Source organism: Bernardetia sp. MNP-M8 (assembly GCF_037126285.1).
GTDB lineage: Bacteria > Bacteroidota > Bacteroidia > Cytophagales > Bernardetiaceae > Bernardetia.
This window is the reverse complement of sequence record NZ_CP147012.1, coordinates 1784137-1796981: the sequence shown is the minus strand read 5'-3', so window position 1 is coordinate 1796981 and position 12845 is coordinate 1784137. Positions and strand designations below refer to the sequence as shown.

The following is a 12845-nucleotide window of genomic DNA, read 5'->3' as shown; positions in this document are numbered from 1 at the left end:
AATAATGGATAATAATAAAGAAGGACGAATTTTTTTTAAAGGACTAAATGAACTTAGGGCTATTGCAGCATTAGCAGTTGTTTTTCATCATATTGAACTTTATAAACGAATGGGAGATTTGCCATCCCTCTTGGATATTACTTATTTTTCTTATTTTATATCTACAATAGGTAAAAATGGAGTTTATTTATTCTTTGTTTTGAGTGGTTTTTTAATTACTTATTTATTATTTGCAGAGCAAGAAAGATACGATAAGATAAATGTAAAAGATTTTTACGTACGAAGAGTGCTTCGTATTTGGCCTCTTTATTATATGATTGTTTTTTTATCTTTTTTTATTGTACCTCTGCTTCCCGATTTGCTTCCCTTCTTAAATGGCGAAACAAGTTATATGAATAGAATAAATATCATTTCTGATTCTTTTTATTTCAAATTAGGTCTTTTTTTAGTGTTCTTTTCTCATATTGCTCTATCATCTGGATATTATATAGCAGGAGCATCTCAAACTTGGTCGGTTAGTGTAGAAGAACAATTTTATCTTTTTTGGCCTATTTTATTGAAAGTATTTAAGAAAAATATAATCTATGTTGCCATAAGTATTATTGTCTTTAGACCATTAGGAGTAAAACTTTTAAATTATTTAGTAAACCATTATCCTATATTTGATTTCAAACTATTTCAATATCTACTAATTTATTTTGAAACATTTCCTGTGCATTTTATGTGTGTAGGAGCTTTATTTGCCTATCTATTTTATTATCATAAAGAAATTGTTCTTAAACTATTCAGCTATAAAATTATTGTCTTTGGACTCTATATCTCAACAGGTATATTACTTTTTTATCCTATTCGTATTCTGCATCACGGACTTCCTGTATTATTTGGAGGAATAATACTTCATGTAATTACAGCAAAAGGAGTATTAGAAAATCAAAAAACAATTTTGAATTTTTTGGGTAAAATTTCTTACGGTATCTATATGTATCATCCTATCATAATGTTTTTATGTTTTGGTTTAATAAACTCATTAGGTATTCAAAATTTAGTTTTATATAATATTTTGGTTTATTCTTCAATTATTTTTCTAACTATTGGAATAAGTTATTTGTCGTATACTTATTTTGAAAAATACTTTTTAAGTTTCAAACATAAATTTTCTAAAGTAAAAAGTGGAGAGAACTAAAAAACAAATCTATTTTGTGTCTTTTTTGAAATAAAGTTTATAAGTTTACATAAATAGCATCAGTAAATTTATTTGTCTGTAATATCTTTATCTTACTCATTTAATTATGAACCCTACAACTTTCAATAAACCTTATATGACAGGTAAAGAAACGGAGTATATTCGTCAATCTGTCGAAAGTAAGAAAATCTCTGGAGATGGTATGTTTACTAAAAAAAGCCATCAATTTTTTGAAGAAAAATATGGCTTCAAAAAGTGTTTACTGACCACCTCTTGTACAGACGCACTAGAAATGGCAGCTCTGCTTATTGATTTGAAAGAAGGAGATGAGGTTATTATGCCTTCTTATACATTTGTTTCTACTTCAAATGCCTTTGTTTTGCGTGGTGCAAAAATTGTTTTTGCAGATAGTGAAAAAGACACACCAAATATTGATGCTGATAAAATAGAAGAACTCATTACTGAAAAAACAAAAGCAATTGTAGTTGTTCATTATGCAGGAATGGCTTGTGATATGGACAAAATAATGTCAATTGCAAACAAACACAATCTTTTTGTTATTGAAGATGCAGCGCAGGCTGTAGATAGTTTTTATAATACAAAACCTCTTGGAAGTATCGGACATTTAGCTGCTTTTTCTTTTCATGAAACTAAAAATATTATTTCAGGAGAAGGTGGAATGTTAGTCATCAATGATGATAGATTTATCAAACGAGCTGAAATTATTAGAGAAAAAGGAACAAATCGTTCTGCTTTCTTTAGAGGAGAGATAGATAAATATGGTTGGGTAGATATTGGTTCTTCCTTTTTGCCTTCTGATATTATTGCAGCTTTTTTGTATGCACAGTTAGAAAATTTGGAAGATATTCAAAAACGTAGAACTGATATTTGGAATAAATATTATGAAGGGTTGAAAGAGTTAGATAAAAAAGGAGTAGTCAAAATTCCTCAAATTCCTAACTATGCGACCAATAATGCACATATGTTTTATTTAGTTTGCAAGAATATTGAAGAACGTTCTGCACTAATTTCAAAGTTAAAACAAAATGATATATATGCTGTTTTTCATTATTTATCTTTACACAAATCTCCTTTTTATGGAGACAAACACGATGGAAGAGAACTTCCAAACTGTGATAAATATGCAAACTGTTTGGTTCGTCTTCCATTTTATTACGAATTGAAAGAAGAAGAAATACAAAGAGTAATCAATACAATATCAGAATTTTATTCTTAGAGAAATAGATATTTTCAATAAAAAAGCCGTTTTATTATTCCACAAAAGAATAACAAAACGGCTTTTTTACCTAAAAATTTATTTCTTAAAGGCAACTTTCAGACTTACCAAAAGCATCACAATAGCAAAAGCTGCAATTGCTCCACCCCAAAACCAGTAAGGTAAAATAAGAAGATTGGCAATAGCTTGTGTATCTGAAACGCCCAATGAACCAGCATTGTCACTAAACATATAATCTAAACTTACAAAAGCACTTGCCCAAGCCTGTACTCCCAAAAACTGAACTACAAAAGGTTTATATGAGTGAGGTAATTTGAAAGCACAAGCCATAATAACAGCTCCCCAAAGCCCCACAGCAACAACTCCAAAAATAGAGCGAACCCAAATAACAACAGATAAAAGCAGAACTGCACCCAAAATACTCATAGCTATTTTTGCACCTTTTTGAGTACGACCAGCCATAATCAAAATAGCACCAACAATAGGAGGTGACATAAGTCCAGCAGCAGCTACCCAAGCCCTAGACATTATACCAGAAGTAGCTGTATAAGCTACTCCCGAGCCATTTGGAAACATATCTAAGTGAGAAAATTTCCCACCCCAAATAAGACCCATAAGTCCGTGTCCCATTTCGTGAAACCAAGTACCCAAAATTAAAAAAGGATAACTTATATATTGTCCATAAGGAACATTAAAAAGAACGACTGTAATAACAGCAGCGATTAAAAGTCCTGTAAGTGAACTGTGTTGAGCAGCTTGAGAATTTTTGGATGATAAAGAAGTATAATCTTTGTCTAAGGCTGAATTTTTCATGTATTTAATTTATAAAGTTTAAAACTGTATGCTTGCCACTTTGCTTAACAATGTATGGTATAATTTACGAAAAAAATAGGTAAAAAGTTGGAAAGTACAACTAGGTGTTTTAATTCCTAACGTTTTTTTTGAGGATTTTGTGTTTTTTTATACTTTCCTTGTTGATAAGAAATGAAATATTTCTTGATAGACTGCTAGAGAATTTATAATTTTATTGAACAGAATTTTATTTTTTAAGTAACTTGCCTTATCATTTTTATCCTACCAAATCCTTAATCCTACTATTAAATGAACACACTTACTCCACTTCAAGAACGAAAAGCTAGACGCATGTTTGAAGTTTTTGATATGAATAATGATGGAACTGTCGAAAGAAATGATTTTACTTTGATTTTAAATAAACTAGCTGAAGTTGTTCCTTTTTCTCGGCAGTCAGAAACCTATCGTGGACTCAACTATCTCTATCAAAATCGTTGGAAAAAGATGCTTTTTTTTGCTGATAGTGATAAAAATGAACAAATTAGTATAGATGAATGGGTCGCCTATTGCAATTCATTGATAGAAAAAGACTCGTATGAAGAAGATATTTTACCTATTACTTGTTATGTAATTCGTCTTTTTGCAGACCAAAATAAAAAAGAAGATTTTAAGATAGATGTATCTGTTTTTGAGAAATTTTTTGGAGCTTATGGAATTGATAAAGAGCTTGCTCAACAAACATTTGAGAAATTAGATATAAATAAAAAAGGATATTTAACAGAAGAACAAATAACAAATTATTGGAGAGAATTTTATGAAAGTAATGATGAAAATGCGTTAGGAAATTGGTTTTTTGGAAAATATTAGACTATAGAAATTAGATTGAAATTCATTTATAATTAATCACTGACCATTAATAATTAAAGAAATTGATAACACAAGTAGAAAATCCAGTTTTAGAAATACACGATCTTACAGTTAGCTATGAGCGCAAGCCTGTTCTTTGGGACATCGATTTGAGCATCCCAAAAGGTTCTTTAGTAGGAATAATTGGTCCTAATGGAGCAGGAAAATCAACACTCATAAAAGCTGTCATGGGACTTTTGCCATTGAGTAGTGGTTATGTAAAACTTATGGACAAAAATCTTGATGAGGTAAGAGACAAAATAAGTTATGTTCCTCAACGAGAATCAGTAGATTGGGATTTCCCAATTTCTGTTTTTGAGGTAGTCTTGATGGGACGTTATGGTAAAATGGGTTTGATGCGTCGTCCTTCTAAAAAAGATAAAGAAATTGCTTTGCACTCTTTGGAACAGGTCGGAATGAGTGCTTTTGCTTCTCGCCAAATTTCACAACTTTCTGGAGGACAACAGCAACGAGTTTTTTTGGCTAGAGCTTTGGCACAAGAAGCAGATTTGTATTTGATGGATGAGCCTTTTGTGGGAGTAGATGCAGCTACTGAGTCAGCTATTATTACCCTTTTGAGAGAAATGAGAGAAGCAGGCAAAACAGTTATTGTTGTTCATCACGATTTGCAATCAGCAGCCGAATATTTTGATTGGGTGGTACTTCTCAATATGCGTTTGGTAGCTAGTGGACAAACAAAAACAACACTTACAAAAGCTCTTTTAGAAGAAACGTATGGAGGAAGACTGACCGTTTTGTCCGAAGTAGGCGATTTATTAAAGAAAGCACAATTTCCTTCAAGGGAAGATTAATTCAATTTTTAAAATTTCATAAAAATTATGCAAATCCTTTTTATTTCAGACACACATGGAGAACATGAAAGCCTTAAACTGCCAAAATTAGATGTAACAGATGCAGAAAGTACGATGCTAATTCATACAGGCGATATTAGCAAGAGAGGAAAAGAAGATGAAATTATAGATTTTTTGAACTGGTTTGAAGTCCAAGATTACACCTACAAAATTTTTATAGCTGGAAATCACGATTTTTTATTTGAAATGAATCCTACTTTAGCCGAATCATTTATTCCTGATAATTGTATTTATCTCAATAATTCTTCTGTCGAAATAGAAGGAATCAAAATTTGGGGTTCGCCCATTACGCCTCGTTTTTATGATTGGGCTTTCAACTGTGATAGAGGTGAAAAAATAAGAAAACACTGGCAGCAAATTCCCAATGATACAGATATTTTGCTTACTCACGGACCTGCTTATGGAATTTTAGATCAAACGATAAACGGTTTGCAAGTGGGTTGTGAAGAACTTATCGGATTTGTAGAAAAAATAAAACCCAAAATTCACGCTTTTGGGCATATTCATGAAGCATACGGAAAATCAAATAATTCTGATACCCTATTTATAAATGCTAGTGTTTTAGATATACGTTACAAACTTACAAATCAGTCTATTTTGATAGATTGGAAAGAGTTATAAATTAATATATGATTTATTACAATAAAATTTACATAAAAAAGAAAATGATTATATTGGTATTTCAAATAAAAATAGATATTCAAAATTATCATAAAACAGTAGAGTGAATCCGATTATAGAAAAAGCTTTAGGTTGTCTTGAAAATGCTAATTATGCAGGTTATTTTGATGAAATTGATAAAATTTCTATTCCAAAATCTCTCAAAACAATCTATGCTACTTATAAAGGGAAGTTTATAGCAGGAAAAGATGAGTGGAATTTTGACCAACAATTAAGAGCTTTTTCATCAGAACTAAACAAGCAACTTGAAGAAAATCAGCAGATAGATATTAGAAAAAATACACAGCAACCAAAAGAAAAAATGAATACTACTCATAACTTTACTACGTCTGACCTGCACGAACAAACCTATGTTTTTCTTTTTGGAACAAGTAAGTATGCAGAAGACTCAGAGCTTTCTCAAATGCTCAATGTAGAGGTAAATCTAAAGCAGCTTTATGAAGTCTTTACAAAAGAACAAGGGATAAAAAAAGAAAATATACGCTCATTTTTGAATCAAACAGGAGACGATATAAAACATGAGTTATGTACAATTTTAGAAGAAATCTCTCCGAAATCTACTTTTATATTTTATTTTGCAGGACATGGTGTGCTAGGAGAAAAAGACCATAAATTATATTTTACAACACCAAAAAGTCGTACAAAAACTATTCAAGGAACAGGTATTTTAGCTTCTTCAATCAGAGAGATAATCAGTAATTATCGAATTGATAGAAAAATAATTATTTTGGACTGTTGTTTTAGTGGAGATTTCAATAATAAAATGGCTTCTATTGAGCAAACAGTAAGAATAGAAATTAGTAGTTTAGCAGAAAAAATAAAAGGTTATTTTGTGATAACTTCTTCTGAACGAACCAAAACATCTTTATTCGATTCAAAAAATCCCAATCGTCCTACTTACTTTACAGAAAGTATTATCCAAACGCTTAAAGAAGGAATAAAAGGAAAAGAAGGTTTTCTAACTACTTCAGATGTTTATGAAAATATAAAATATCTTTACCAAGAAAGTGAAATTGATTTGCCAAGACCTACACACAGAGCAGATAATGAAGGCGACAATATTATTTTTGCAATCAACAGAAACAATCAAAGTAAACCACAAGAAACTAAGACAAATACAAACGACTCTGCAAAGGTAGAAGAGGAACAAATAATTTCAGAAACTAAAAGAGAAGTAGAAATGCCTCAAGTAAACAAGAAAGAATTGAAAAATGATTTGTCAGAAGACATAGGTTTATTCTTCGAAAAAATGGAAAATATTGTAGATGGTGATTTGGATAAAGAAAATAGTTTATTGCAAAAGAAAAACAAACTCAAACGATTGAAAAAAGATTTTAAAGATGAGCTTATTACTAAGGAAGCCTATGATATAGGTTGTACTAAAGTAGAGCGATATTTATTAGAAATGATTGATGAATTAAACTAGATTTTACTGATGAACAAGCAAGAAAAAAACAAACTTAAAGAGTTATTTTCTGATGATACAAAAGCATTTTTCAAGTATATGCAAGAAATACTAGAAAACGAGGATACTTTTTTCAATACTTTATTAAGTCAAAAAAATAAATGGAAAAGAAGTAGAAAAGAGTTTAAAAAAGAGGAATTGACTAAAGAAGAATACAATAAGTATTTCTCAAAAATAGAAGATAATATATTCGACTTAATTGATGAGTTTGCTGAATATTCAGTAGCCATGAAAGAAGAAGAAATACATAATGAAGAAGATGGAATAACAACAGAAGAGTTGTTCGAAATCATAGCAACCATAAACTTTGAAAACCAAGAAAAAATTTTTAAAAGTTTTATTCGTTACAGAAAATTTGCTACCTTTTTTATTCGTGGTAAAGAAAATTGTGGACAGGAATGGCTTATTCATCAACTAGCTGAACAAAACTTTCCCAAAGGGATAAAAATAAATATTGGTTCACTTAGTCAAATTACCTTAGAAATAATTATCGAAGAACTACAAAAATATGCAAAAGCGACATTCAAAGAAGGTATCAAGTATGAAAACAGTACAAAGCTACAAATGATAGCTGAAAAGTTGTCTAATCAAAAAAAGGAAGACCATTATATAGTTATAGACTGTTCTCACGGTTTTGTTACTACTGAAGAGTTTTGTGTTTTTTATGAAAATTTCATTTCTCATATTACTCCTCGTGCAGCAAGTGAGCTAGAAGCTAAAGTTATATTATTTCTAAAAGATTCGACAGATACTTCTTATCAAATATCAGAACAAATCAATTATTGGTGTTGTGAAACTGGAAAAGACGACACTAAGTTTGATGCTGATTGGCAAAAAAATATTACTAAACCTTATATCATAGATTTGCATAGAATAGAAGCATTTGATACAAATCTTTTATGGAATTGGCGTAGAAATAAAATTACAGAGATTTCTATTAAACAAAAATTAAAAAACAAAGAAACCATAGAAAGGCTTCTGAAAGAAGAGTATGAAAATGGCAATCCAAAAAAGATAATCGATGATATTTGCAGCTTAATTAACTATACCTACTAATGAAAAAAACTCTAAACTACACAGGCGAAACCCTAAAAGAGAAAAAAATACCTCTAGAAAATGGAAAAATAATCGACGTTTATCTTCCTTCTCCAGAACTCATAAAAGCTGTTCATTTGGCTTTTCAAGTAAACCGTCCTTTGCTCATTATGGGCGAACCAGGGTGTGGCAAAACTCGTCTTGCCGAAGCTGTGGCGTATGAACTACATGGCGAAAAGATGTACGACCATTTTTTTACGTGGAACATAAAATCTACCACAAAAGCACAAGATGGAATTTATGAAGTAGATACACTTGAAAGAATGTACGATGCCAATGTAAAAGACCTCAAAAAGATTGATAAATACATCAATTATGGAAAACTGGCAGACGCTTTTCAAACAGAACCCCACAACGACCAACCTAATATTTTATTGATTGATGAGATTGATAAAGCTGATATTGATTTTCCAAACGATTTGCTTTTAGAACTAGACAAAAAAGAGTTTGAAGTCAAAGAATTAGAGAAAACAATAAAAGCCACAAGCAATATTTTGATTTTCATTACTAGCAATGAAGAAAAGGAGTTACCTCCTGCATTTTTGAGACGTTGTTTGTTTCATTTTATTAAATTTCCTAATAAAGAAGACCTAGAAAAAATTGTTCTTGCTCATTATGGAGCTTTGAAGGAATACAAACATTTTGAAAAAGCTCTTGATACGTTTGTAGAACTCAATACAGAAATAGACGATAAAAAACCTTCTACTAGCGAACTGATAGATTGGTTTAAGATGATAAGTTATTATAATTCTATTAGAGATAATGAAGGACTTAGCGACCAGCAAAAACTTTTGATAGAAGAATTAGAAAAATTTGAGGGAGACAATGATATGATTCCATACAGTCAGATTTTACTCAAAACAGTAGAAAGTAGAAACAAATACAAAGAAAATGAATAGCCAAAACGATGATTTGCCTTTATATAATACTTTCATTTCCCTCAAAAAAAATGGTTTTGATTTGGGAATAGAAGAGTATTATGTCTTGATTGATGCGCTACATAGTGGTTTTCGGTTTGATGCTACAAAATCTCATTTTGATAAAGAGAATTTGTATTTACTAGCAAAAACAATTTGGCTCAAACCAACTCAAAGTAAATACGAGTTCGAACAGGTTTTTAGAGATACATTTGATGAAGCTGGTAAATCTTCTGAAAATAAAGAGAAAGAAGAAAATAAAAATCCTATAAAAAATGAGTTTCCAAAAGATAAACCAAGCAAAGAAGAAGCAAAGCAAGACACAGAAATCAAGACAAATGATCAAAAAGAACATCTAATAAAATTCATTTTAGGAAACACAGATGAAAACAGTCAGAAAAGCAGTTTTGATACAGAAAGTAAACAACCTAAACGCAATTTTTTGTTTACAGAAAACTATTTTGATATTAGCCAAAGGCAGATAAAACAGAGTTTTCGAAGTCTGCCTATCTTTCAACCTTCTTCTGCTTCTCATCAAATAAATATTGAGGCTACGCTGCACCATTGGGCAAAAAAAGGCTTTTTTGAGAAACCTATTTTTCATAGAAAAAGAAGTTTGTACAATAATGTTGTTTTGCTAACTGATAATAAAGGTTCGATGTTATCTTTCGAACTGCTTGGCGATATGTTACATACTGCGCTTTCAGAGGCTTTTGAGGTGCAGACGAACAAAAAGAAAATGGATTATGAGCAGTATTTTTTTTATAATGTTCCTCAAAAATATTTCTATGAAGATAAAGTTCATATAAAAGCCAAAGAAACATACAAACTCTTTAAGCAAATCAAGCGCAAAAAATCACTTGTTTTGATTTATAGCGATGCAGGTGCAGCAGCAGGAGGAAATTCTGACGGACGTTTTAAGCCTACTTTGCGTTTTTTGTTGCAGCTAAAAAAAGTAGCACATCAGATTGTATGGCTCAATCCTTTACCAAAAGAGCGATGGAACAAAACGACAGCCAAACGAATTAGCCGTTTTATGGATATGTACAGTTTGGCAGATAGCACAGAAGGCAACGAAAAGGCACACCGAAACTTACAAAAGGCGATTCATACGCTCAAAGGCAAACAGCACAAAAAAGACTAACAGACTATGGACACACAACAAAATCAGACAACAATAGAAAGAAGAATACATCTTTTTAAACAGAAAGCAGGAAAAAATGCAGCAGTCTATCAAGATTTTCTAGTTTTGATAGCTCAACCCTTGCTTTTTTCTACTGATTTTCTCTATAAGTTGTGGCTAAATTTTAAAGGCTACCACCAAAAAGACCCCAAAGAACAGCCTTCTTATTTGGTAGTTTCTGATTTTATTTTGTCGAGTTTGTGTCAGCCGATTGGTACGGATTTGTTTCGTATGGAAGAGGATATTCGTGAGTATATTTTACTTCAAACGACAAAGGAAATAAGGCAAGATGTAGCTTTATTTATAGAAGAATATGCGTTGAGAAACAAAAGCAATCTTAGTAAAAATATTTTTGAGATACATAGTTTGTTTGCAGAAGGCATTTTGCGACCTAAAGAAATGGAAAAGAAAATCATAGAAAAGCTAAAAAGTGAAGCCAAACCAAACGAAAAAGCAAATTATTTAAGTCTATATTTCAATTCCCCTTCTTTTGACGGAAATGGAAGTCAAAAAGCAGGAATTTCTTTGGTTCGTGTGGATAATCCTAATGAAGAGAATGTTTTGAAACTTGGGTATTTGCCGAAGGGGATTGAGGAGAATTTGGAAAAATATGAAGGAATAAATGTAGAAAAGATTGAAAAAACTTTATTAGATGAAAGAATCGAAGAAAATTTAGCTACAAAAGATACTTCTTTAGATTTATCTGCTTTTGATATTGACGAAATAAGTAGAATATCAAAAATTTTTAATTGTAGCTATTTAGAAGAGCTTTATTTACAGCACAATTATATTTCAGATATTTCTTTCCTATCAAATTTAAAGAACTTGGAGATACTGGATTTATTCGGTAATAGTGTTTCAGACATTTTTTCTTTATCGGAGTTAAAAAAAATAGCAATTTTAGTTATTAGTAATAATCAAGTTTCAGATATCTCTCCTTTATCGGATTTGAATCAGTTGAAAGAGCTTGACTTGGACGGTAATAGGATTTCAGATATTTCTTTCTTATCAAACTTAAAACAGTTACAAGGACTTCAACTATTTGATAATCAAATTTCAGATATTTCCTCTTTAGCTAAATTGCAAAGTTTAAAAGTTTTAGATATTAGTAACAATCAAATTTCAGATATTTCTTCTTTATCAGAATTAAAAAATATAAAAAAACTTCATTTAGATAATAATGATATTTCAAATATTTCTCCATTATTAGAATTACCAAACCTCAAAGAACTTTATTTAAAAGGAAATCCAATAGAAAACATACCTAAAGAAATATATGATTTTGATGGAAATTGTCTTGAAGTAGTGAGAGAGTATTTTGAGAATACTTTGATGGGGCAAATGGATGAAGAATTTGAGAAATTCAGAATCGATATGGAAAATGATTGGAAAAAAATAGTAGAGAATAAAGTTCAAGAATTAAAAGAATACGCTAAACAGGGAAGCATGGAAAAAGTATTCGATTATTTGGATTTATATTTTAATAAGAATCCTCAAGTTCAATATGCTACCCTAAAGAAAGAATTTATGACAGCATCTTCTTCTTACTTTACAACATTAGAACGTTTAATAGTTTTTTTGAATAGTGAAATAGTGAAGGAAGCAATAAGTTTTATTGAGCAAGAACAGGCAATAGAGGAATTAAATAAACCAGTAGATATAAAATCTTATGGGACACAAAAGGAAATTCAAGGATTAGAAAAAGCTATTGAAATGCTTGAAGAGAAAAGAACCTTTCTTAGACAAGAATTAGTGATAGCTCAAAACGCAGCGATTAAGTTTGATTTCGCACAAAAACTTAAAGATTTAGAAAAAGAAATTGAAGCTTACAGGAAGAAATTAGAAAGTCTAGTCTATACTCCGTCAGTTTTTATTTCCTACAATAACAAAGACAAGGGTTTAGTCACTAAAATAAAAGAAGAGTTAAGAGAAAATGATGTTTTGATAGATTCTGAAACTATGAAAGTAGGAGAGGATATAAAAATATTTATTGAAAGAAGTGTAAAAGAAAGTGATTATGTACTTGTTTTAGTTTCTCAAAATAGTTTGCTTTCATCTTGGATAACAATAGAAAGTTTTCTTGTTTTTAATGAAAAGACATTTGGTAAAAAACTCATTCCACTTTATGAAGATGATTCATTTTTTAGTGATGATTTTTTAAAAGAGGGTATATTGCAAGTCAAAAGAAAGAAAGAAAAAATAGAGGAAGAAATAAGAGAATGCCAAAACCAAAATGTTGGTACTGAACATTTACAAGAAGAGTATGAACGTTATGTAAAACTGGAAAATAATCTACCAAATATCATTGAGAGTTTAAGAAATTTTATTAGTATTGATATAAGCAAAGAAAACTTTGAAATGGGAATGCGACAATTAGTTGGTGCTATAATTTCAAGTGACCATCAAGCTAAAGCAATATAAGTTATTTTATCCTCGTTTACGGCTACAAGCCTAAACGACGGTTAGAACAGAACCGTAAACGAGACGTAAAGCCGTCGTTTAGGATTTTATTAG

11 protein-coding genes are annotated in these 12845 nt (G+C 30.5%); 10 read left to right on the top strand and 1 reads right to left on the bottom strand.

Annotated elements, in window-relative coordinates; all coding sequences use genetic code 11:
- The first annotated feature begins 4 nt into the window (after positions 1-4).
- Both V9L04_RS07445 and rffA read left to right on the top strand, forming a co-directional pair.
- Positions 5-1183 carry an acyltransferase gene (locus V9L04_RS07445; protein ID WP_338793461.1) on the top strand — a complete coding sequence of 393 codons (1179 nt, stop codon included), beginning with the start codon at positions 5-7 and terminating at the stop codon, positions 1181-1183.
- 106 nt (positions 1184-1289) lie between these two features.
- Positions 1290-2420: a dTDP-4-amino-4,6-dideoxygalactose transaminase gene (gene rffA / locus V9L04_RS07440; protein ID WP_338793460.1), complete on the top strand. Its 1131-nt coding sequence runs from the start codon at positions 1290-1292 to the stop codon at positions 2418-2420.
- A 78-nt stretch (positions 2421-2498) separates the two neighbouring features.
- Here rffA and V9L04_RS07435 read toward each other — a convergent pair whose 3' ends face one another.
- Positions 2499-3233: a M50 family metallopeptidase gene (locus V9L04_RS07435; protein WP_338793459.1), complete on the bottom strand. Its 735-nt coding sequence runs from the start codon at positions 3231-3233 to the stop codon at positions 2499-2501.
- A 288-nt stretch (positions 3234-3521) separates the two neighbouring features.
- On the opposite strand from V9L04_RS07435, the gene V9L04_RS07430 reads away from it, so the two are divergent.
- From V9L04_RS07430 to V9L04_RS07395, 8 genes are all read left to right on the top strand, one after another.
- On the top strand, positions 3522-4079 hold the full coding sequence (locus tag V9L04_RS07430) for a hypothetical protein (protein WP_338793458.1): 558 nt from the start codon (positions 3522-3524) through the stop codon (positions 4077-4079).
- Between the two features lie 62 nt (positions 4080-4141).
- Positions 4142-4930: a metal ABC transporter ATP-binding protein gene (locus V9L04_RS07425; protein ID WP_338793457.1), complete on the top strand. Its 789-nt coding sequence runs from the start codon at positions 4142-4144 to the stop codon at positions 4928-4930.
- A 27-nt stretch (positions 4931-4957) separates the two neighbouring features.
- Complete coding sequence (locus tag V9L04_RS07420) at positions 4958-5611, top strand: metallophosphatase domain-containing protein (protein ID WP_338793456.1); 654 nt, start codon at positions 4958-4960, stop codon at positions 5609-5611.
- 103 nt (positions 5612-5714) lie between these two features.
- Positions 5715-7097, top strand: coding sequence for a caspase family protein (locus V9L04_RS07415; RefSeq protein ID WP_338793455.1), 1383 nt, complete (start codon positions 5715-5717; stop codon positions 7095-7097).
- A 9-nt stretch (positions 7098-7106) separates the two neighbouring features.
- Positions 7107-8192: a hypothetical protein gene (locus V9L04_RS07410; protein WP_338793454.1), complete on the top strand. Its 1086-nt coding sequence runs from the start codon at positions 7107-7109 to the stop codon at positions 8190-8192.
- Positions 8192-9130, top strand: coding sequence for a MoxR family ATPase (locus V9L04_RS07405; protein WP_338793453.1), 939 nt, complete (start codon positions 8192-8194; stop codon positions 9128-9130). Before V9L04_RS07410 ends, V9L04_RS07405 begins: the two co-directional genes overlap by 1 nt.
- Entirely contained in the window at positions 9123-10292 is a 1170-nt protein-coding gene (locus V9L04_RS07400) for a hypothetical protein (protein WP_338793452.1), read from the top strand. The genes V9L04_RS07405 and V9L04_RS07400 overlap by 8 nt, the downstream gene beginning before the upstream one ends.
- Positions 10293-10298: 6 nt before the next feature.
- Entirely contained in the window at positions 10299-12752 is a 2454-nt protein-coding gene (locus V9L04_RS07395) for a leucine-rich repeat domain-containing protein (protein ID WP_338793451.1), read from the top strand.
- Positions 12753-12845: the final 93 nt, after the last annotated feature.

Excerpts from the sequence above, each read along its gene's own strand:
- V9L04_RS07445 (WP_338793461.1), top strand. The coding sequence starts at position 5 with ATGGATAATAATAAAGAAGGACGAATTTTTTTTAAAGGACTAAATGAA.
- V9L04_RS07395 (WP_338793451.1), top strand. The coding sequence starts at position 10,299 with ATGGACACACAACAAAATCAGACAACAATAGAAAGAAGAATACATCTT.
- V9L04_RS07420 (WP_338793456.1), top strand. The coding sequence starts at position 4,958 with ATGCAAATCCTTTTTATTTCAGACACACATGGAGAACATGAAAGCCTT.
- V9L04_RS07405 (WP_338793453.1), top strand. The coding sequence starts at position 8,192 with ATGAAAAAAACTCTAAACTACACAGGCGAAACCCTAAAAGAGAAAAAA.
- rffA (WP_338793460.1), top strand. The coding sequence starts at position 1,290 with ATGAACCCTACAACTTTCAATAAACCTTATATGACAGGTAAAGAAACG.
- V9L04_RS07400 (WP_338793452.1), top strand. The coding sequence starts at position 9,123 with ATGAATAGCCAAAACGATGATTTGCCTTTATATAATACTTTCATTTCC.
- V9L04_RS07410 (WP_338793454.1), top strand. The coding sequence starts at position 7,107 with ATGAACAAGCAAGAAAAAAACAAACTTAAAGAGTTATTTTCTGATGAT.
- V9L04_RS07435 (WP_338793459.1), bottom strand. The coding sequence starts at position 3,233 with ATGAAAAATTCAGCCTTAGACAAAGATTATACTTCTTTATCATCCAAA.
- V9L04_RS07430 (WP_338793458.1), top strand. The coding sequence starts at position 3,522 with ATGAACACACTTACTCCACTTCAAGAACGAAAAGCTAGACGCATGTTT.